The following is a 22,395-nucleotide window of genomic DNA, read 5'->3' as shown; positions in this document are numbered from 1 at the left end:
CGCGCACATCCGGAGAGGTTCTCCCGGGGCCCGGCCGGTCGGCGTTCCTGTCGGACGGCCCCGGAGCGGAGCACCGGCCGGCGGCCGGGCTCCGTCCGTGCTGTGCCGGTGGCACACGGCTCCATCAGAACCTCTCCCGGACGTCGCTGTGTTCGGACAGCCACCGATGTACCGCGAGGGCGGTCGCATCGGCGTGTTCCTCCAGCATGGAGAAGTGGTCCCCCGCGACCTCGGTCCCCAGGTGTTCCAGCGGCCAGCCGACACGGGTGTCGTCGCCGAGCAGTTCGGGCAGGGCCCGGTCCTCCGCGGCCCGCACCAGCAGGGTCGGGGTGGTCACCGGCAGCGGGCGCCAGCCGTCGAGCAACCGCGCGTACCACGCCATCGCCGTGAGCTGTTCGTCGACGACCGGAAGCCGCGGGAACCGGTCCAGCAGCCGCCGCGTGATCACCGTCATGCCCCGGGCCATGGCCTCCCCGGCCGACCGGGGCGTATCGAGCAGCACCAGGGCGGCGGGCGGAGCGCCGGCCGACTCCAGCCGTCGTACGAGCTCGTGAGCCAGCCACCCCCCGGAGGAATAGGCGCCGATGGCGAACGGCCGGCCCTCGAACCGCCGCAGCAGCTTGTCCGCGAGCCGGTCCGCGGCGGCGTCCAGGTTCACGGGCAGCGGCTCCCCGGCCTCGTATCCGGGGACGGCGGCCGTCCATACCTGACGGCGGTCGCGGAGTGCCGCGGCGAACTTCACGTACTGGAACGGGCCGGTGGGGGCGATGAGGGAGGGCAGGCAGACCAGCGCCGGCCCCTGCTCGCCCTCCGAGAGCCGCAGGGTCTCCGGCTCGGGTCCCGCCCCGGCCGCGAAGGTCGGCCGGAGCCGGGCGGCGATCGACAGCAGGTCGGCGGCCTGTTGCGGGGTGCCGGTCTCCAGCGCGGTGCGGAAGAGCGCGGCGATGGGGTGCGACGTGGACGGGGCGGGAGGCGCTGTCCGGTCCGGGGGCTCCGGCGACGGCGGGGAGGCGTCACCGGGAACGGCACCGGAGGCGGGCGTCTCCGCCGCGGAGTCCAGCCGTGCGATGAGGGCTTCCACATCGCCGCCGCCGGCCGTCAGGAAGTGATCGGCGAGCTCCTCGATGGATTCGGCTTCGAAGAGCAGGGTGGACGACACCTCGCCGAGATCCTCGCGCAGCGCGTTCGTGAGCTGGAGGACCAGGATGGAGTCCATCCCGTAGTCGCTGAGCGGCGCCGAGAGATCGATCTTCTCCGCCGGAACGCCCAGGGTCTGTGCCGCCTGGTCGCGGAGGTATCCGGCCATGGTGCCGGACCGGCTGCGCGTACCGGCGCCGGGGACGGTGACCGCCGCGGCCCCGGCCCCGTCCACCGACTGGGCCGGGATCCGTACCGGAGTCGCCGGGAGTACCGGGGCGACCGGGGTTTCCGGTGCTGCGGGGGCCGCCCGGGCGGGAGCGGGTTTCGGTGGTGCGGGGGTCTCCGGCACGGTCTTCGCCGATGTGCGCCCGGTCGCGGGTTTCCGCTGTGCCGTCGGGGCCACGGTCCGGCGCGCGATCCCGTCGCTCTCGGCGGCGATGATCTGCTGCCCGAGCTCAAGTGCCCGGGGCAGCACGGAGACGACCGACGGGAATCCCTCGCCCGCCAGCACCTCCCGCCAGTTCGCGGGTGACAGCGCGGGCGAACCCGGCACGCGCAGCGCGTGGTCCTCGAAGAGCCACCAGCCCTCCAGCAGCCCGAACGTGAGGTGGCTGGAGAGATCGAACGTCGCGAGTTCGTTCATCAGGAGCCACCCACCGTCGCGCATGGTCGCCTTGGCGTTGCGGATGGTGTTCCGGGTGTCGCGCGTCGCGTGCAGCACGTTGGCGGCGATGACCAGGTCGTAGTCGCCGACGTCCACGCCCTGGCCCGTCGGCGGCTTCTCGGCGTCGAAGCGGGCGTAGGTGAGGTAGGGGACCTCCGGTCCGTACTCGGTCCGGGCGTGATTCAGGAACGCCTTGGAGAGATCGGAGTACGTGTAGGTCTCGATGTGGTCCTGGAAGGGGCGCAGTGCCGCGAACATCCCCACGCTCGTGCCGCCCGTGCCGGCGCCGATCTCCAGGATGCGAAGGCGTGCGGACGGGTCCAGGCGCAGCCGTTCGGCGACGATGGCGGCCGCCGCGTCCGACATGGCGCGGTTGTACATGTCGGCCACACGGTTGTTGCGGTACGTGCCTTCGACGAGCGCGACGGAGCCGCGCGGGAACATGATGTCGGTCGGCCTGGTCCGGCCGGTGAGGATGTCGGGCAGGGCCCGCAGGGTGGCGTCGAGCAGGGCGAGTTCGGCGCTCTTGTCGGGGTCCTGGGACCACTGCGCGCGGCACCGGTCCCACTCCTCGTCGAGGACGCCGAGCGGCGGGGCGGACTCCGGTACGGCACGGAGGGCGTGGTCGAGCCACGGGCCGTACCGCTCCAGGATTCCGGCGCGCCGGCGGAGCCGGGCGACATCGGCGGCGGACGAGGGTGTACCGGATCCGCCGAGGCCGCCGAGCGCTTCGAGGTTGCCGCGGATCATGCGGCCGAGAAGCGGATCGCGCTCGGTCCTGCGCCAGGTGGCGATGGCGCGCATGGCCTCCCACGCGGCCGGTTCGGTGGTGCCCGCCACGACGGCGGCGGGGGCGACATGGGACCGTGCCCGCGCGTGGACCGTGAGCCGCGTCGCCGGGTCGATCCCCTCGATGGCGTCGGGATTCCTCAGCTTGACAAAGCTCACCTGGCGCTGCGGGCCGCCGAGCAGCGTGTCGAGTGCCGCCATCGCCTCCGGCGGTTCGATCGAGACGAGGCCCCAGCGTGCCATGTGCTCCCGGTGGAGTTCGGACGAGGCGCTGCCGATGCTCCCCCACCATCCCCAGTTCATCACCTTCACCGGGCATGTCCAGTGCTGGTCGAGGAAGTGGGCGTAGGCGTCGCTGAAGGTGCATCCGGCCGCGTAGTTGGCCTGGCCCGCGGCCGTCGTGAACGACTGGACGGACGAGAAGAAGAGGACGAAGTCCAGTGTCTCCTCCGCGAATACCTCGGCCATCGCCACGCTGACGTCGATCTTCGCGCCGAGGCTCGCGCGCAGTGTCGCTTCGTCCATCCTCGCCAGGCTCTGGTCCCGCAGGACGAGCGCCGCCTGGATGACGCCGTCGATCCGCGGGTGATGCCTCCTGATCTCCTCGTGGGCGGCGCGCAGCGCAACGGGGTCCGCGGCGTCGGCGCAGATGTAGCGCACACTGCCGCGGCCGGTGTTCAGCTTCGCCTCGATCGAGGCGTCCAGCGGGCGGCGGCCGATCCAGATCACATGGGCGCCGTAGCGCTGGACGACATGCTCGGTCCATACGGTGCCGAGTCCGCCCGCGCCTCCGATCACGACATAGACGCCGCCTTCCCGGTACGCGGCCCGCTCCGCCTTCCCGGGGTCGTTCGGCGCCCAGCGGCGTACCAGCCACTGACCCGCGCGGCGCACCAGGACGTCGTTCCCGAGGTGGCCGGGGAGCGCCGCGAGGTCCTCGGGCAGGTCGGTGGTGTCGAGGTCGATCCGGCGGACCGACCAGTTCGCGTACTCCTGCCCGAGCGACCCGAACAGCCCGTGCAGTCCGGCGTGGGCGGGTGCGGCCGGCTCGCTGTCGTACGTGGCCATGGCGCGTCGCGTGATCAGGGTCACGGTGAGCGGGCGGGCGTCGTGTCCCGTGCGGACGAGGGCCTTGATCATGCGGAAGGCGGCGATGACACCGTCCTCCTGGGCGGCGGTGAAGCCGGCCGTGTCGGTCGGCAGGAGAGCCGTCCCGTCCTCCCGGCCCGCGTCGGGCGCGATCCAGAGGAGATGGCCGATCGCCGCCGACGCCCGGAGCCGGGAGGCGATCTCGTCCGTCGACGCGCCCGGTGCCAGGTCCCATACCGTGGCACGGGGGTACTGACGGGCGAGCGCGGACCGCTGTCCGGCGCTTCCTCCCACGACGAGGACCTCGTCCGTCCGCGAGGGTGCGGCGTCGTCCGAGGCGTGGCCGGGCAGGGGTTCCCAGACCGGTGCGAACAGCGAGGGTGCCGGTTCCTTCACCCGGCGCGAGGTGTATCCGGTCATCCGGACACAGATCTCGCCGTCGTCGTCGACGAGGTCCACGTCGAGGCGGCTCAGTGCGGTCGGCGTCCGCGTGGCGTCCGCGACACGGACGACCGCCCACACCCGGGCCGGGCACGGGGCGAGGAGTTCGAACCGGTCGAGCGCGAACGGCACCACGGTCTCCGGCGAGTCTGCGCCCTCGGTGAGGTGCAGGGCGGTCGAGGCCTGGATGGCCGAGTCCAGCAGGGCCGGGGGCAGGACGTACGCGGCGTCGGCCGGGGCGGCCCCGCCGGGCAGGTCGAGCCGGGCCAGGACGGTGCCGTCACCGACATGTGCCTCGCGGACGGCGCGCAGCGAGGGACCGTGGACGATACCCATCGCGGCGAGCGCCTGATGGATGCGTTCCGCCGGTACGGTCTTCGCGCAGGCCGCGCGCAGCGGGGCGAGGTCGACGCGGTCGGGGCGCACCGTGCCGGAGGGTGAGACGCGCCCGGTGGAGACCACGACGGCTTCGCCGGCCGGGTCGCTCTTCGCGGCGATCTCGAAGGTGAGTTCGCCGCCCTTCGCCGGCTTCACCAGGACCTCGACGCTCAGGAGCGCTCCGTCGAGGGCGGCCGGCCGCACCCAGGTGATGTCGCGCATCAGCAGGGGCTTCGTCCTGTCGGCGCCCCAGGCCCGGACCGCGGTCTCCCGTGCCATTTCGAGCTGGGCGACGCCGGGGAGGACGTGCTGCCCGCGCACCGTGTGGTCGCGGAGGACGGGCTCGTCGCCCCGGAACACCGTCGAGGCCCGCAGTGCGCCGGAGTCGCCGGGCACGGCCTCGGACCGGTGGATCAGGGGGTGTTCCGTCACCGGCGTGCGCACCGCCGCGGGGCGGGCCGACGGTGCGGGGGAGGAGGGCGGCGGCCCGGCCCAGTGGCTCTCCCCGGCGAAGGGGTACGTCGGCAGGGGGACCCGCAGATGGGCTTCCGCCGCGAACACCGTAGCGAGGTCGAGGTCGGCTCCCCGGGTGATGTGGCGGGCGAGGGCGGTGAGGTCGGCGCGGTACGCGTCGCTGTCCGCTCCGGTGTCCGCCGGGTCCGCGCAGCGTCGCAGCACGGCTGCGCCGTCGTCCTTCGCCGCGCCCGCTCCTCCCCGGCGTGCCGGCAGCGCGTGGCCGGTGAACGCCCGTGTTCCGTCGAGCCCTTCGTCGAGGATCCGCAGCAGCTCGGCGCGGTCCGCGACCACGCAGGCGAACCGGTGGGCGAACCGGTCCCTTCCCACGGCGAGTGTGTAGGCGAGGTCGCCCAGGTCCGGGGCGTCCGCGCGCCGGCTGTGTGCCGCCAGAGCGGTCAGCTGCCGGGCCAGCTGCTCACGCGAGTGCGCCGAGAGAACGACGAGGTACGCGGAGCGGTGCGCACGGGCCCGTACCCGGGAGGCGGGCGGCGCCTCCTCGATGACGAGATGGGCGTTGGTGCCGCTCGCGCCGAAGGAGCTGACGGCTCCCCGGCGGGGTCCGCCGCCGGGCGGGGCCTCCCAGCGGTGGTTGCGTGTGCTGGGGTAGAAGGGGCTGTCCTCGATGCTGATGGCGGGGTTCGGCTTCTCGAAGTGGAGCGAGGCGGGGATCTGTTCGTGCCGCATCGCGAGGAGGATCTTGAACACCCCCGCGACACCGGCGGCGAACTGGGTGTGCCCGAGGTTCGTCTTGACCGATCCCAGCGCGCAGTAGCCGGTCCTCCCGGTGCCTGCCCGGAACGCACGGGTGAGCGCCGTGAATTCGATGGGGTCGCCGAGCGGGGTCCCGGTGCCGTGCGCCTCCAGGAGCTGGATGGATTCGACGTCGATGCCGAAGGCCTCGTAGGTGTGGCGGAGCAGGTGCTCCTGCGAGAGGGAGCTGGGCGCGGTGATGCCGTTGGTGGCACCGTCGTGGTTGCTGCCCATGGCGCGGATCACGCCGTGGATGTGGTCGCCGTCGGCGAGGGCGTCGTCCAGCCGCTTGAGGACGAGCACCCCGACGCCCTCGCCCGGCACGAAGCCGTCGGCACGGTGGTCGAAGGTGTGGCAGCGTCCCGTGGCCGAGAGCATTCCGGCGCGTCCGGCCCGCTCGTAGAGGCGTGGCGTCGACTGGACGAACACACCGCCCGCCAGTGCCATTTCCGTCTCGCCGGACCAGAGCCCCCGGCACGCCAGGTCGATCGCGACGAGCGAGCTGGAGCACGAGGTGTCGACCGCCAGGGCGGGACCCTTCAGATTCAGGAAGTAGGAGACGCGGGCCGGGATGAGGGAGGCCATGTTCCCCCAGAACGCCTGGGCCGGCGCGTCCTGTCCGACGATGTCCTGGTAGTCGCCGTTGGAGCAGCCCACGTACACACCGCAGCGGGTTTCGCTCAGCTGACGGCCGGCGTACCCGGCGTCCTCCAGCGCCTTGTACGACTCTTCGAGGAGCAGGCGCTGCTGGGGGTCCATCACTGCGGCCTCGACGCCCGAGATGCCGAAGAACAGCGGGTCGAACCGGTCGATCCCGTCGAGGAATCCGCCGCGTGTGCAGCGCGCCGGTCCATCGGCCCCGGTGTCCGTGAGATCCCAGCGGGTGGCTTCGGTGACGAGGTCGTCACCGTTCACGAGGTGGGTCCAGAGGTCGTCGAGTGTGTCGGAACCGGCGTACCGTCCGCTCATCCCGACGATGGCGATCGGCGCCCGGCCGGTGGAGCGGCCGGCGGGCCGGTCCTCGGGAGCGGCGGACCGAGGAGCGGCGGGAGTGATCCGCGGGTGGTCGTCGGCGGCCCCGGCCCGCGCCGGGGCGGGGGCGTCGATGTCGCCGTACTCGGCGAGCAGATGGGCGACGAGACGGTCGGCGGAGCTGTGGTCGAAGACGACGCCGGTCGAGAGGTCGATGCGGAGCGTCTCGTTGAGCAGATGGACGAGCCGGACGGCGAGGATGGAGTCGAGGCCGTAGTCGGCGAACGCGAGCCCGCCGTCGAGTTCGTCCGGGGACATGACCAGGACTTCCGCGATCTTCTCCGCCACGACGCGCGCCACCCGTTCGTCCCGGGTGAGGCCGGAGTCCACCTCGTCCGTGGGCTCGGGTGCGACGTGCGCGGTGGGCTCGGGCGTGACGGGCCGCGTGATCGCGGGCGTGGCCGGCGTCGGCTCGGCGGGGGCGGGAGCACCGCCCCCGGTCACCCGGCGGACGGGCTCCAGGTCCCCGATCCAGAAGCGTTCCGTGGCGAACGGGTACGTCGGCAGGGAGATCCGGCGGGGCGGCGCCGTCGCGTGCAGCGTCCGCCAGTCCAGCTCCACACCGCCGGCCCAGAGCGCGGCCAGCTTGTCGTGCTTGCCCGCCCGTGCCCACCGTTCGATCAGCAGTTCCCGCAGATCGTCGTCGGCGGAGATCTCGGCGACGGGTCCCGGCAGCTGTCCGGCGCTGCCCCGGTGGACTCCCGGCGTGCCCGCCCCGTCCCCGTTCTCCGTGTATCCGCGCAGTACGCGCCGGAGTTCGGGCAGGGAGGCCACGGTCACCGCCAGACGCTCCTTCATCGCCTCGCGTCCGGTCTGCAGCGTGAAGGCGAGGTCCGCCAGGGCGACCGCGCCGCCCTCCGCGTCCTTCCGTTCGAGGAACGCCAGCAGACGCGCGGCGGAGTGCCGCAGCCGCTCCGGTGTCCGCGCGGAGAGGACGACGATGTGCTCGCCCCCGTCGGGGGCCGCCCGGTCGCCGTCGTCGGCCGCCACGTACTCCTCAAGGATCACGTGTGCGTTCGACCCGCCGGCTCCGAAGGAGGAGACCGCGGCGATCCTCGGCCGTTCGGACTCCCACGGCGTGAGGGTCCGCTGGACGAAGAACGGTGTCCCGTCGAACCTGATTCCGGGGTTCAGCTCCTCGGCGTGCAGGCTCGGCACGAGCGTGCGGTGCCGGAGCTGGAGCACGGCCTTGGTGACACCCGCGATGCCCGCGGCGGCCTCCAGATGGCCGATCCCCGACTTCACGGAGCCGATCGCGCAGAACTGCCGCTCGTCCGTGGACTCTTCGAAGGCGAGCGAAAGACCCTTCACCTCGATCGGATCGCCCAGCTCCGTACCCGTGCCGTGCGCCTCGACACAGCTCACCTCGCGCGCCGGAATCCCGGCCCGGGTCAGCACCTCACCGATCAGTTCCGCCTGGGCGGTCGGGCTCGGCACCGTATATCCGTGGGACCGCCCGCCGTGGTTGATACCGGTCCCGCGGACCACCGCGAGCACCCGGTCGCCGTCCGCGAGAGCCCGCCCGAGCGGCTTCAGCAGCACGGCGCCCACGCCCTCGCCGGGCACGAACCCGTCACCGCCGCTGCCGAAGCTCCGTACCCGGGCCTGCGAGGACAGCATGGTGGAGCGGCACAGCTCGACGTAGTCGGAGGGGTGCAGATACAGGTTCACCCCGCCGGCGATGGCCATCTCGCAGGAGCCCCGGCGAAGGTGCTCGCAGGCCTCGTGGATCGCGGTGAGCGAGGACGAGCACATCGTGTCGATCGTCAGGCTGGGCCCATGGAGGTCGAGGACGTACGAGGTCCGAGCGCTGAGCGAGGCGAAGGACAGCGCGGGCACGACCGTCTCGCCCGAGGGCAGCCGGGCCTCGCCGTGCCGTGCGTGGCCGGACTTGGTCACACCGGCGAAGACCCCGACCCGGCTCCGGTGGCGGCGCGCCAGTTCCTCGCGGGTGTAGCCCGCGTCCTCGATCACCTCCCAGGAGGCCTGGAGGAAGAGGCGCTCCTGCGGATCCATGGTGTAGGCGTCGCGCGGCGCGATCCGGAAGAACTGCGGATCGAACGCGTCGAAGTCGTCCAGGAATCCGCCCCATTTGCTGTAACTGCGCCCCGTGGCGATGGCGGTGGCGCGGTCCGGTTCGTAGAAGCCGTCCAGCGGCCAGCGGCCGGGCGGGATCTCCGTGATGGAGTCCCGTCCCGCCTTGAGGTTCTCCCAGAACTCGTCGGTGTTCGCGGCCTGCGGGTAGCGCCCGCTCATTCCGATGATCGCGATGGCTTCGTCGGGGCCGGGCGTGCCGGGGACGCCGGATGCCTCGGAACCGGGCCGTGCCGCCGTTGTCCCCGCGGTGCCCGACGGCACGCCGGACGGTGCGGCGAAGGGTGCGCCGGTCCGTGTGCCGGGAGCCGGGGGGGCGTGCCTCCCGGCGAAGTGCCCGGCGACGGCGCGCAGGGTGGGGGATTCGTAGAAGAGCGTCGTCGGGACCTCTCCGTACACGGTGGACAGCTCCCTGTTCAGCTGGACGATCATGACCGAGTCGAGGGCCATGTCGTCGAGCGGCCGGTCGGCGTCGATGTCGAGAAGCGGAAGCTTCGTGACGCGGGCGAAGAGTTCCACGACCGAGCGGAGCGTCTCCCGGTCGGGCTGCCCGCCGGCCGTCCCCGGCACGGACGCGGAGGCGGAGACAGCGGAGACAGCGGCGACGGGGGCAGCGGGAGCGGAGGCGGAGGTGACCGCCCGTCCGGGGACGGCCTTCGCCGCGTCGCCGTGGTGCACCCAGATCTGGTCCTCGCCCGACTCGCCGAGCCGCCAGGCGCCCAGCAGGGCGTCGATTCCCTCGTCCGACTCCATGGGCACGAGGCCGCGGTGGCGCCGGAGGTAGGCGCGGGTCGCGTCGTCGACCGTCATTCCCCCGTCCTTCCAGAGCGGCCATGCGATCGAGACCGTACGGCCCGGCCGCTCGCCCGCCGCGACGCGTGCGTTGCGGCGGGCGGCGTACGCGCCGAGATGGGCGTTGGCTGTCGCGTAGTCGGACTGCCCGGGGTTTCCGGTGATGGCGGCGCCCGACGAGAAGAGCAGGAAGGCTTCGAGCGGCAGATGCGCCGTGGCCCGGTCCAGGTGCACCAGGCCGTCGGTCTTCGGTGCGAGGACGCTCTCCCATTCCTCCGCGGACTTGTCCGTCAGATACGCGTCGTGGATCACGCCCGCCGCGTGGATGATTCCGTGGATCGCGCCGCTCTCCTCACCCACGCGCGAGACGAGATGACGCACCTCCTCCCAGCGGGAGACATCCGCGACGGCGTACCGGGCGAGCGCCCCGGCCTCCCGCAGCTCGTCGAGCAGTCGACCGGTTCGGGTGTCCGGTGCCGACCGTCCGACGAGGACGAGCGTCGGGCGTGCGCAGTCCCGGGCGATCCGGCGGGCGACGACGGCGCCGATGCCGCCGGCACCTCCTGTGATCAGGTACACGCCCTCCGAGCGCCACGGCGTGCCCGTACCGCCGGCCGTCTTCGGGGCCCAGGTCCGCACCCGTCGTCCGGAGCCCCGGTGAAGGACGAGTCCGTCGTCCGCGTGCCGTGCGTTCTCCACGACGAGGGCCGCGATGCCGTCCGCGTCGTGCTCTCCTTCGAGACCGACAACCTGCCCGGTGATGTGCGGGTGTTCGAGCGTCGTCGTGCGCAGGAGTCCCGCCAGCGCCAGTCCGACCGCTTCGTCGCCGTCCGCCGGTGTCACCACTTGAACGAGCGTGGTACCGCCCGCCTGTCCGGCGAGCGTGCGGACGATCTCGAAGACCTGCCGCGAGAGGTCGGTGAAGCGGCTCTCGGGACGCTGCTTGGTGGTCGTCACGGTGTGGCAGCGCGCATCCGGCAGCCGTCGTCCGACGGCGTCCCGCGCTGCCGCCGCCGCTCCGCAGAGGACCACGGCATGACGCGTGTACGCCGTCCCGCCGGCACCGCCCGATGTCACGGGCTTCGGGGTCCAGCGGGGTACGAGCAGCGTCGTCGCGGCCGCGCCGGCGGGTACGGCGGCATGGCCGGTCACCGCGGCGCTTCCGGTCCCGGCCGTGCTTCCGGTCACCGCGGCGCCGTCCGGGAGCCAGTACCTGTCGCGTGCGAACGGGTACGTGGGCAGATGCGCGCGGCGCGGCGGGGCGGAACCGGTGGCCCCGTGAAGCCGGCGCCAGTCCACCTCGGCGCCTTCGCTCCAGCGTGCGATCACATCGTCGAGGCCGTCCGGAACGGGCCCGGTGCCCTGCCGCGCATCAGTGCCGCGCCGCGGACCGGGCGCCGTCGTCCCGTTGATGAACTCCCGCAGATTCTCCGCGAGTTCACTACGGGACGCGACGACCCAGCCGACCCGTACGGCCATGGCCTCGCGCCCGGTCTGGAGCGTCCACGCGATCGAGGCGAGCGGGGCGGGCCGGGGAGCGTTGTCCTCGATGTGGGCGAGCAGGTCCCGTGCCCGCTCGCGCAGCTGCTGTTCCGTACGGGCCGACAGGGGTACGGCCACACGGTTCCCGGGGCCGTCCGCTTCCTGCCCCGCAGGCGCGTCCGCGCCCGGTCCGGCGTAGTCCTCGATCACGACGTGGCAGTTCGCGCCGCCGAAGCCGAAGCTGCTGACTCCCGCCCGGCGCGGCACGGGAACGCCGTCACGGCCGCGGGAGCGTTCCCAGGGTTCACTGGCGCGCACGAGGCGGAACGGGCTGCCGTCGAGCTGGATGTAGGGATTGATCTCGTCGCAGTTACGGGTCGGCGGCAGCGTGCTGTGTTCCATCGCGAGAAGCACCTTGAGCAGCCCGGCGATCCCGGCGGCGGCTTCCAGATGCCCGATGTTGGTCTTCACGGAACCGAGTCCGCAGGTCGCGGTGCCGTCGCCGCCCAGCTGCCGGAAGGCAGTCCGGAGCGCGCGCACCTCGACGGGATCGCCCAGGGCCGTACCGGTGCCGTGGGCCTCGACGTAGCCGATCGTGCGGGGGTCGATGCCGCCCAGCGCCCGGACCACGAGGTCGGTCTGCGCGGCACCGTTGGGCGCGGTGAGGGAGTTCGCCCGCCCGCCGTGGTTCTCGGCGTTCCCGACGATCACGCCGAGGACGGCGTCCCCGTCGCGCTCCGCGTCCGCGAGCGGCTTCAGAACGACGGCGCCGACGCCCTCGCCCCGCACATATCCGTTCGCGTCGCTCGCGAAGGTCTTGCACCGTCCGTCCGGGCTCAGCATGCCGGCCCGCGCCGCGCTGACGAAGGTGTCGACGCTGAGGAGCAGGTTCACCCCGCCCGCGATCGCGGCGTCGCACGCCCCGGAGCGAATGGCCTCGACGGCCCGGTGGACGGCGACGAGCGAGCTGGAGCAGGCCGTGTCGACCGGCTGGCTGGGACCGTGGATGTCAAGTACGTACGAGATGCGGTTGGCGAGCATGGAGTGGGCGTTGCCCGTGGAGGTGAAGGCGTCCGGCGGGGTGCCGTGGGCCGCGAGCAGGGTCGCGTAGTCGGTCCCCGAGACACCGAAGAACAGCCCTGTGCTGTCCGGCAGGCCGGAGGGGGTGTACCCGCTGTGCTCCAGCGCGTTCCAGACCGTCTGGAGCGCCAGGCGGTGCTGCGGGTCCATCAGCTCGGCCTCGCGCGGCAGGATACGGAAGAAGGCGGCGTCGAAGGCGTCCACATCGTCCAGGACGCCCGCGTGGCGCGGGAACTCGGACGCCTCCACGATCCGCGCGTAGGCCTCGTCGTACCGGTCGAGGGGGAACGCCGTGACGTTGTCCGCCCCCGCGGCCAGGTTCGCCCAGTACGCCGCCAGGCCGGGTGCGCCGGGGAAGCGGCCCGCGGCTCCGATGACGGCGATCGGCATGCGCGGGTCCGCGGGCGCCGGGCGGAGCGGGGCGGTCTCCGGCACGGCCTCGGCGGCCTCGGCCGTCGCGGCTGCCTCGGCCCTCTCGTCGTGGACCGGGTCCGAGTGACCGGGGGCGGCGCGGTGCCCGGCGGGGGCCGGCGGGAGCGACCGCTCGTACGCCACGCGCAGCGGGCCCTCGTATTCCGCGGCGAGATGCCTGCCCAGTGAGTCGAACGTGTTCCGGTCGAAGAAGACCGCGGGGGTCAGATCTATGCCGAGCCGCTCGCGTACCCGCTTCGAGAGGGAGACGAGCGAGATCGAGTCGAAGCCGAAGGCGTCGAAGCCCGTACGGGGGTCGAGTTCGGCGAGTTCGAACTTGAGAATGCCGCTCGCCATGTCACGCAGCTCGTCCACCGCGAAGGAGATGATGCCGTCGCTGTCCTCCTGGGGCGTCCGGCTGTCCGTTCCCTCGGTCGCGTCCACAGCGTCTGCGCTCACTCCCTCTTCCTTTCGGGGTCCTTCGTCATCGCCGCACCACATGTCGCGGAGAACCGCGGTCACTTCGCCGTTCCGGTCCAGCAGGGTGACGGAACCGCCCAGGCCCTCGTTGTCCGCGGTCACGTCGAGGACGACGTGGGCCACCGGTTCACCGGCGGCGCTCCCCTCGGCGAGGAGCCGGATCTCGTCGATCCGGTGCGGTGCGGTCCGCGCCCAGTTCGGGAAGCCCGCCCGCTTCGCCTCGTACTGGATGCCCTGCGCGACGGCGGCGAGGACGTGCGGCGCGAGGGTGACGTTCGGCTTCACATGGTCACGCTGGAGCTCGGGGGTGGTGACCTTGAGCACCAGTCGTCCGTCCGGCAGCCGGTGTGCGCTCTCGGTGCCGTTGAGCTCCGGTGTGTATCCGAGTCCGCCTTCGGCGAGTTCCGCGAGGAACTCGGCGCGGGTGCGCGGTTCCACCGGGCCGGCCGTGAGGTCCGCCACCGGAATCCCCGTGAAGGCTTTCGCGCGGAACCCGCCGGACGGCGGCGTGCGGTCCTCATCACCCGCGGTGACGTCGAACGCCGCGACGGCCACCCGTGCCCCCGACGCGTCCTCCGCCAACACGAGAGCGGAGGCCGACTTCCCGTCGGCGGCAGGGTCGAAGGACGTCGTCAGCCGGGCCGCGGTCGTCCAGGGCACCGGGCCCGGCAGGCGCAGCCCGCGCACGACCGATCCGTCGGAGAATCCGGAGACCTTCGTGGCGGCGATCGCCAGATCGACGGCGTAGGTGGGGACCACGGTCCGCCGGCTGTCGTGGCGCTCCCCCGATGTGCAGCCGTAGTCCAGGAGATCGTCCAGGTGTACGTCCAGTACGTACCGCAGCCCGCTGACGTCGGACTCGTTCCGGCCGAGGAAGGGGTGGAGCTTCTCGCGGAGTGCGAGCGGTGCGGTCACGGACGGCGCGCCGTCCTCCTGGGCGACCCAGCAGCGCACACGCTCGAAGGGATACGCGGGGAGGGAGACCCGCCGGGGTGCGCGTGCGCCCCGTACGGCCCCGCTCCAGTCGACGCTCCTGCCGCCCACCCATGTGGTCGCCAGGGTCCGCAGGTCCTCGGTCCGCCCCTCACCGCTCGCGAGAGCGGCCACGGGGTCCCGGTCCCCCGCCAGATAGCGGTCGACGGCGGCGATGGCCTCGCCGGTGGTCCTGGCGAGGAACGCCCAGCGGTGCGGGAGTTCGTTCTTGCCGACGCGGAGCGTGAAGGCGATCGACGCGGTGTCGGTCTCCGTTCCGGCGGCGAGGAACGCGCGGAAGCGGCCGAGGTACGCGGCGAGCGCGGCCTCGTTCATCGCGGAGAAGACGAAGAGTTCCTCGGGCCCGTCCCCCGTACCGCGCGGATCGCCGTCGGTGCGCGGGTATTCCTCCAGGATGATGTGCGAGTTCATCCCGCCCGCACCGATCGAGGTGATGCCCGCCCGCCGGGGGTGGGTGATCCGGCGTCCGTCGACGGTCGTCACCGCCGGCTCCCAGGTGGCCAGTTCCTGCTGGACCCGGAAGGGGGTGCGGGAGAAGTCGATGTCCGGGTTCGTCACCGAGCTGTGCAGCGAGGGGGCCAGCTTCCCCTTCTGGAACTGCAGGACCACCTTCGCGATCCCGATCATTCCGGCGGCGTGCAGCAGGTGTCCCATGTTGGACTTGACCGAGCCGATCGCGCAGAACTGACTGTCCCGGGTGTACTTCTGGTAGGCGGTGGTCAGTGCCTTGACCTCGATCGGGTCGCCCAGTGAGGTCCCGGACCCATGGGCTTCCACATAGCTGATGGTCCGGGGGTCGACCCCCGCGTCGTCGATGGCCTTCTCGACCGCGCGGGCCTGCATCCGCGGGCTGGGGACCGTGAACCCGTTGCGCACACCCGCGTTGGCCAGTGCCGTTCCCTTGATGACCGCGTACACATGGTCACCGTCGCGCTCGGCCTCGACGAGCGGTTTGAGGACGACGGCGCCGACGCCCTCACCGAGGATGGTCCCGTCCGCGCCGACGCCGAAGCTCCGGATCACGTCCGAGGTCGCCGTCGTGAAGTGCTCCTGCGAGGAGCTGATGAGGTTGTACGGGTGCAGGAGCAGGTTCACCCCGCCCGCGACGACCATCCTGCACTCGCGCGCCCGGAGCATCTGCACGGCCTGGTGCACACAGGTCGAGGATCCCGAGCACATCGTGTCCACGAAGATCGAGGGCCCGGTGAGTCCGTAGAAGTACGAGAGCATGTTGGGCAGCGTCCCCGTGTAGCTGCCGCTGGCCTCCGACCCGCGCGTCAGGCTGTTCTGGAATCCGTACAGGCCGTAGTGGTTGCTCATGGACCCGACGAGCACGCCGACGTCACCCTCGTACATCCGGTGGATCGTCTCGCGCGAATAGCCCGCGTCCTCGAGCGCCTCGACGCCGGTCCGGAGGAACATCCGCACTTCGGGCGACATGCTCTCGGCATCACGCTTGGAGATACGGAAGTAGCGGGGGTCGAAGGTGTCGATGTCCTGGAGGAAGGTGCCGGTGCGGATGGAGCTCTTGCCCAGGACGCTGCGGTCGCGGCTGTAGACCGCGTCGTAGTCCCAGCGCTCGCGCGGCACTTCCCGGAACTCGTGGCGGCCCTCTTCGAGCACCGACCACAGCTCGTCGAGCGTGTCCGCTCCCGGGTACGTCCCCGAGATGCCGATGATCGCGATGTCGTGGTAGTCGTCGCGGTCCGCCGCGGGGGCGGTGTCGTACCGGTCGTCCGCCGTGGGCGTGGCGGTGACCGGTGCGAGGTGTGAGGGAGCCGCGGGAGCCGGCGCACCGGCCGCCTCGGCGGCCGTCGGCGGCGGGTCTCCGGCGCCGAGGACCGCGCGCAGCGTGTCGCCGTGCTCCGCGATGAAGTGGCCTGCGACGCCCTCGATGCTGGTGTGCTCGAAGAAGATCGTCTTGGACAGCGGGCCGAAGAGTTCTTCGAGCGACGAGGTCGTCTCCAGGATGGCCAGCGAGTCGATGCCGTACTCGACGAGGTTGACCGTCTCGTCGATCGTCCCGGGGTCGCGGTGCAGCACGTCGCCCACGACGCGCCGCAGGAGTTCGGTCGTCCGTTCCGTCAGATCTTCCCCGGCGACGGCGGGGACCGTGTCCACGGGTACGGAAGCGGGCGCCCGCGGGGGCGGGGCGGCGACGGCCGTGAGCGTCGCGGCCGCGCCGTACGCCACCACGACCTGTTCGGGCCCGTCGCGCAGTACGCGGCCCAGTACCCGAAGGCCGTCCTCCGTCGGGAGAGGCTCCCAGCCGCGGTCCCGGCGCATCGCCTCCCGCGTCACGGGGTCCATGGTCATCCCGCCGTCGGCCCAGAGCGGCCAGCCGACGGCGCAGGTCCGCCCGGTGCGCTCGCCGAGGCCGACGAGGGCCCGGCGATGGTGGGCGAAGGCGTCCAGGAAGGTGTTGGCCGCCGCGTAGTCCGACTGCCCCGGGTTGCCGAACACCCCCGCCACCGAGGAGAAGGCGACGAAGAAGTCCAGCGCGAGGCCGCGGGAGGCGGCGTCGAGGTTGAGGACGCCGTCGATCTTCGGCTCCAGCACCGCCCGGAGATCGGAGACGTCCTTGGTGAAGAGGTACGAGTCACGCAGGACGCCGGCCGCGTGGACGATGCCGTCGACCGTTCCGTGGTCCCGGATGAGGGCGTCGACCGCCCCGTCCACGGCCGCCTTCGACCCCACGTCGACGGGGAGGTAGCGGGCGTCGATCCCCTCCTCGCGCAGCGTTCGCAGGGCCGCCTCGCTCGCGGGGCCGGGCGCCGACCGCCCGCTCAGCACGACGGTGACCCCGGCACACCGGCCGAAGTACCGCGCGACATGCAGCCCCAGGCCGCCGAGGCCGCCCGTGATCCAGTAGACCCCGCCCTCCTTCAGCGGCGGGATCCCGGGCCCCTCGCCCAGGTCGAGTTCCACGATCCGGGACGCCTCGCGCGTACCGTCCGCTCCGTAGCGGATCTCGCAGTCGGGCCCCCGGTCCGCTGCCTCCGCCCGCAGGATCTCCGCGATCCGCTCCGGCGGCGCGGTGTCGAGCCCGGCGACGCGTACGAGACGGCCCGAGATGCGCGGGTTCTCCAGCACGAGGGTCCGGAACAGGCCGGTGAGCGCCGCGTGGTGGTGGCGCGGTGTCCGGTCGTCCACCAGGGTGACGAACCGGTGCGCTCCCCCGGGCTTCGACCTCACCAGTTCGGCGACGTGTCCGAAGACCAGATCCAGCACGGCCCCGGCACCATCGGCGACGTGGGCGGGCGCGACCCCGGGGAGGCCGGTGACGGTGAAGCCGGTGGCGTTCTCCACGGCGGCGCTGTGCCCGGCCGCTCCTCCACCGAGATACCCGCGCACGGACGGGAGGGGCGCCGCCCCCTCCCCGTGCGCGTCCAGGGGCGTACGCACCCAGTCGACGGCGGCGGTCACGACGCCGGTGCGGGTGCCGTGCGCGGGCCGCGCCGGGTCCGTGCGCTGGACCAGCCCGCGCAGGGCGACGCTCACGACGCCCTGCGCGTCGCAGAGGTCGATGTCGAACATGTCGAGGGTGCTGTGTCCCGCACGGCGCCGCACCCATGCCCAGGTCTCGGACCCGCAGGGGCCGTACACCGCGAGTTCCTCGAAGGCGAACGGCAGCGCCGGGCCGTCGGCCTGCTGGTCCGATGTCTGTGCCATGAGAACGAGCGAGGCCTGGAGGGCCGCGTCGAGCACGCTCGGGGGAAGTACGCAACCGGTGTCCCCGGCCCGGCCGGCGGCGGGCTTCCCGATGCGCGCGACCAGTTCCCGTGTGCCCAGCCGGATCCGCTCCAGGCCGCGCATGGCGGGCCCGTACTCCAGCCCCCGGGCGTGGAAGGCCGCGTACACCTCCGCCGGTGCGCGCTCCCCGGGGCAGGCGGCCAGCAGCCGGTCGAGATCGAGCCGTTCCGGCCGCTCGGGCCCGCCGATCACGACGATGCCCGAGCTGTGGGCCACGGGTTCGGTGGCGCCGGTGGAGATCTCGAAGGCCATCGCTCCGCTGTCCTGCGGGGTGAGCGCCACGTGCGCGTCGACGGGTGAGTCCCCCACGACGAGCGGGCGCGTCCACGCGACGTTGCGGAGTCTGAGGACCGCGGGTTCCTCGGCGTCGCGCCCCACCGCGCGCACCACCGCGGCGCGCGCCATCTCCACCTGGGCCGCGGCCGGCAGTACCCGCCGTCCGCCCACGATGTGCGAGGCGAGGAACGGCTCCTCTCCGGTGAAGGCCGAGCTGTAGCGCTTCCCGGTGGGGCCGGAGGTGTCGGTGTGAACGAGCGGGTGTGACACGGCGCTTCCACTCGTCGGGGGCGTCGTGCCCGTCGTGGTTTCCTTCGGCGGTGTCCTGAACCAGTGGCGCTCACGGGCGAAGGGGTATCCGGGCAGGCGCACACGGCGCGGACGCGCCCGGAGGTCGCCCCGGCCGTGCTGATCCGCCCAGTCCACCGCCTCGCCGTTGACCCAGCGTGCTCCTGTCGTCCTCAGGACGTCGGCACCGCCACCGGCACCCGCCGCCCCGTCGCCCAGGTGGACCTGGCCCTCGGCGCGGGTACCGTCAGCGAACTCCTGGAGGAGCAAGGTGAGTTCGTCCCGGCCGGCAACGACGAACGCCACCCGTGCGGGCATCGGATCACGGCCGGTCCGCAGGGTGTACGCGATGTCGGCGAGCGCCTGCGAGGGCTGCTCGCGCAGATGGGCGAGCAGGTTACCGGCGACCGCGCGAAGCCGTTCCGGTGTCTTCGCCGAGAGCGGCACGAGCTGAGCCTCCCGGTGGACCGCGTCGTCCGCGCCTTCGCGGCCCGTGTCCGCCGCCCCGTCCCCGGCGGGGTGTTCCTCCAGCACGACATGCGCGTTCGTGCCACCGAAACCGAACGAACTCACCCCGGCCCGGCGTGGCGGGATCCTTCCGTCCGCTCCTGCGGGCGGCGCGTCCCAGGGCCGGGTGTCGCGGACCACGTGGAAGGGGCTGTCCTCGAACTTGATGAGCCTGTTCTGGTTCCGGAAGTTGACGGTCGCGGGCAGCGTCCGGTGGGCCAGGGAGCCGATCACCTTGGCGATTCCGGCTACTCCTGCGGCCCCTTCCAGATGGCCGATATTGGTCTTCACCGAGCCGATCCCGCAGCTCGACGGCTCGGCGACGGTGCCCTGGGCCGTGTGCAGGTTACGGAAGGCCCGCTTCAGGGCCATGATCTCGATGGGGTCGCCGACCGGTGTTCCCGGGCCGTGCGCCTCGATGTAGGAAACGGTCTCCGGGCGGATTCCGGCGCGGGTGTAGAGCTTCTCGATCAGATTCGCCTGGGCCGCCGGGTTGGTGACCGTGAGGGAATTCGTGCGGCCACCGTGGTTCGTGGCGACTCCCTTGATGACCGCGTGGACGAGGTCACCGTCCGCGACCGCCTGGGCCAGGGGTTTCAGCAGAAGGACGGCTCCGCCCTCACCGCGCACATAGCCGTCGGCGCTCTCGTCGAAGGCGCTCGCACGGCCGGTGCGGGAGAGCATGCTCGCCTGGCTGAAGGCGACGAAGTGCTTCGGCGACCAGATCAGGTTGACTCCGCCCGCGAGGGCGAGGCCGCACTCGCCGTTGCGCAGTGCGCGGACCGCTTCGTACACGGAGACGAGCGAGCTGGAACACGCCGTGTCATTGGTGATGCTCGGACCCTGGAAATCGAAGTGGTACGAGACACGGTTCGCGATGATCGAGTAGGCGGTGCCGGTGGGGAAGTAGACGTCCGTCCTGGCCCCTTCGCGTTCCATCATCTCCGCGTAGTCCGCATGGCATACGCCCATGAAGACGCCGGTTTCCGTACCGGCGAGCCCGCTCGCCGCGTAACCGGCGTCCTCCAGGGCCCGCCAGGCGAGTTCGAGCGCCATGCGCTGCTGCGGGTCCATGCTCTCGGCCTCGCGCGGCGAGATGTTGAAGAAGCCGGCGTCGAAGCAGTCCGCGTGCTCGATGAAGCCGCCCCAGATGCTGTTCGTCCGCTGGGCCCCGCGCTTCGGATCGCCGAAGTACCGCTCCTTGGACCAGCGCTCGGACGGGACCTCCGAGATGAGCGAGCGGCCCGCGATGAGATGGCGGCTGAGTTCTTCCAGTGTGTCGGCACCGGGGAATCGCAGGGCGAGCCCGATGATCGCGACATCGTCCGACGCGGGCGCCGGTCCGGCCGTACTCATCGGAGTCCTCCTGTCCGGGGCATGGCTTCGGTGAGTGCCGGTCCGGCCGGCTCGGGCCGCCGGGATGTGCGGTGATCCACGATCGTCCGCACGGTGAAACCGGCCGGCGGGGCGGTGTACCGGTGCGTTCCCCGGCCGAGGACGTACTGCTGGTTGAGGACCGCGGTCGAGAGGAGATAGACGAAGGCCTGGTCCTCCTTCGTGCTGATCTCCCCCTCCGGCGTGGCCATGATCTTGGTGACGAGTTTCCGCGCGAACACCGGGTCGATGCCGTCGATCTTCCGCAGTTCGGTGTCCGAGAGCAGCAGGTCCAGATAGTCGGGGCGCTGCTCCTTGAAGACGGTCGCGCCGGGCGCGCGGTAGGGCTGTTTCCGCCGGGTGAGACTCGATTCCGGCAGCTCGCCCCAGAACGCCTTCTTCAGGATCGCCTTCTCCTCGAAGCCGTCGTCGAACCGCAGGTTGACCGACGCCGCCGCGCGGACGACCGCGGGGTCGAGAAATGGACAGCGGTTCTCGACGCCGTGAGCGAGGCTCATGCGCTCGCCCTGCGTCGAGAGGAGGTAGCCGGGAAGGAGCGTCTTGTATTCGAGCCACTGCGCCTTGCGGACCGGGCTCAGGGCGGCGTAGCCGGCGGTCGCGTCCGTGAGTGCCAGCAGGTCCGCGAACGGTTCGTCACGCCGCTTGACCAGCCGTGCCGCGAACCGGCCGTTCTGGTAGCGGAGTTCGTGCGAGAAGAGTCCGGGCAGCCGCTCGACGGCGAACTGCTCGAAGAGGCCCTTCAGCCGCGCCCGGTTCGCGGGACCGAAGTGGCTCAGCTCCGGGTGGAGACTGCCGAGCCTGGCCATCCGCTCGTCGTCCGACAGTTCGTTCCAGGAGGCGCGCAGCAGCGTCTCGCGGAAGAGTGAGTAGCCGAGGAAGGCCTCGTCGGCGCCTTCGCCGCTGAGGATCACTTTGATTCCGGCGTCCCGCGCGTGGCGGGACAGAAGATACATGGGCACGAACGCCGCGCGGAATGCGGGCACTTCGGCGTGATACACCGCTGAGGGGAAGTTCGCCGCGATATCGGCGTGCGAGACGGCGATGGACGAGTGGAGCGTCCCGAGATGCGAGGCGACGACCTGCTGGCTGCTCGACTCGTCGAAGGCCGCGTCCTCGAACTCCACCGAAAAGGTGCGGACGTCGTGCGAGGAGAGGTCCGTGGTCAGCTTGGTCACAATGGAGGAGTCGAGGCCGCCGCTCAGGTAGACGCCGACCTCGACATCGCTCCGCAGCCGCAACTCGACACTCTCCCGGAGCGCTTCACGGACAAATGCGGCCGCTTCGCGTTCGGAACCGGTGAACGGGGGCACATCGAGTTCCAGCGCGGCGTAGTCGCCCTGCGTCGCCCGTCCGCCGCGAACGGTCAGGTATCCGCCCATGGGGACTTGACGGATGTGCTGGAAGGGAGTCCGGTCCGGCAGCGGCGTCCATACGGCGAAGGTCGAGGCGAGTTCATGGGGATCGAGTTCGAAACGGAACCCCGGGAACGCCTGGAACGCTTTCATCTCCGAGGCGAAGAGGAATTCCCCGCCCCGGCCGTCCGGCGCGCCGAGGCCGAAGCCGTCGCCCGAGGCGCCGTCGACGTAGAAGAGCGGGCGTTTGCCGAACCTGTCGCGTGCCAGGAACAGATCGCCCGTCAGCACGTCCCGGATCGCGACCGCGAACGCCCCGTTGAGACGCGGCAGACAGCCGAGCCCCCATTGGGCCCACGCCTGCACGAAGACCTCGGTGTCCGAACGTGTACGGAAGCGGCGGCCGAGCCCGCGCAGCTCTTCGCGCAGTTCGACATGGTTGTACAGCTCGCCGTTGAAGCAGATCCAGTAGCGTTCCGCCGGGTCCGCCATCGGCTGTGCGCCCATGGGGAGGTCGACGATCGACAGCCGGGTGGTGCCCATGGCGACGCCGTCATCCAGGTAGTAGCCCGCGTCGTCCGGTCCGCGGTGGTGGATGAGCGACAGCATCGAGGCCATGACCTCGGGCATGGCTCCGGCGTCGAGCGTGGGCGAGACGAAGCCTGCGATTCCGCACATGCGGGGTCTCCTTGC

2 protein-coding genes are annotated in these 22,395 nt (G+C 71.9%); both read right to left on the bottom strand.

The genetic code is table 11. The features are described from left to right. Window positions 1–124: 124 nt before the first annotated feature. On the bottom strand, window positions 125–20,311 hold the full coding sequence (locus tag OHA98_RS17570) for an SDR family NAD(P)-dependent oxidoreductase (protein ID WP_266926870.1): 20,187 nt from the start codon (window positions 20,309–20,311) through the stop codon (window positions 125–127). Continuing rightward, on the bottom strand, window positions 20,308–22,380 hold the full coding sequence (gene asnB, locus OHA98_RS17565; protein ID WP_266926868.1) for an asparagine synthase (glutamine-hydrolyzing): 2,073 nt from the start codon (window positions 22,378–22,380) through the stop codon (window positions 20,308–20,310). The genes OHA98_RS17570 and asnB overlap by 4 nt, the downstream gene beginning before the upstream one ends. Window positions 22,381–22,395 lie beyond the last annotated feature (15 nt).

The organism is Streptomyces sp. NBC_00654, assembly GCF_026341775.1.
Classification (GTDB): Bacteria; Actinomycetota; Actinomycetes; order Streptomycetales; family Streptomycetaceae; genus Streptomyces.
This window is presented reverse-complemented; position numbering and strand designations above follow the sequence as displayed.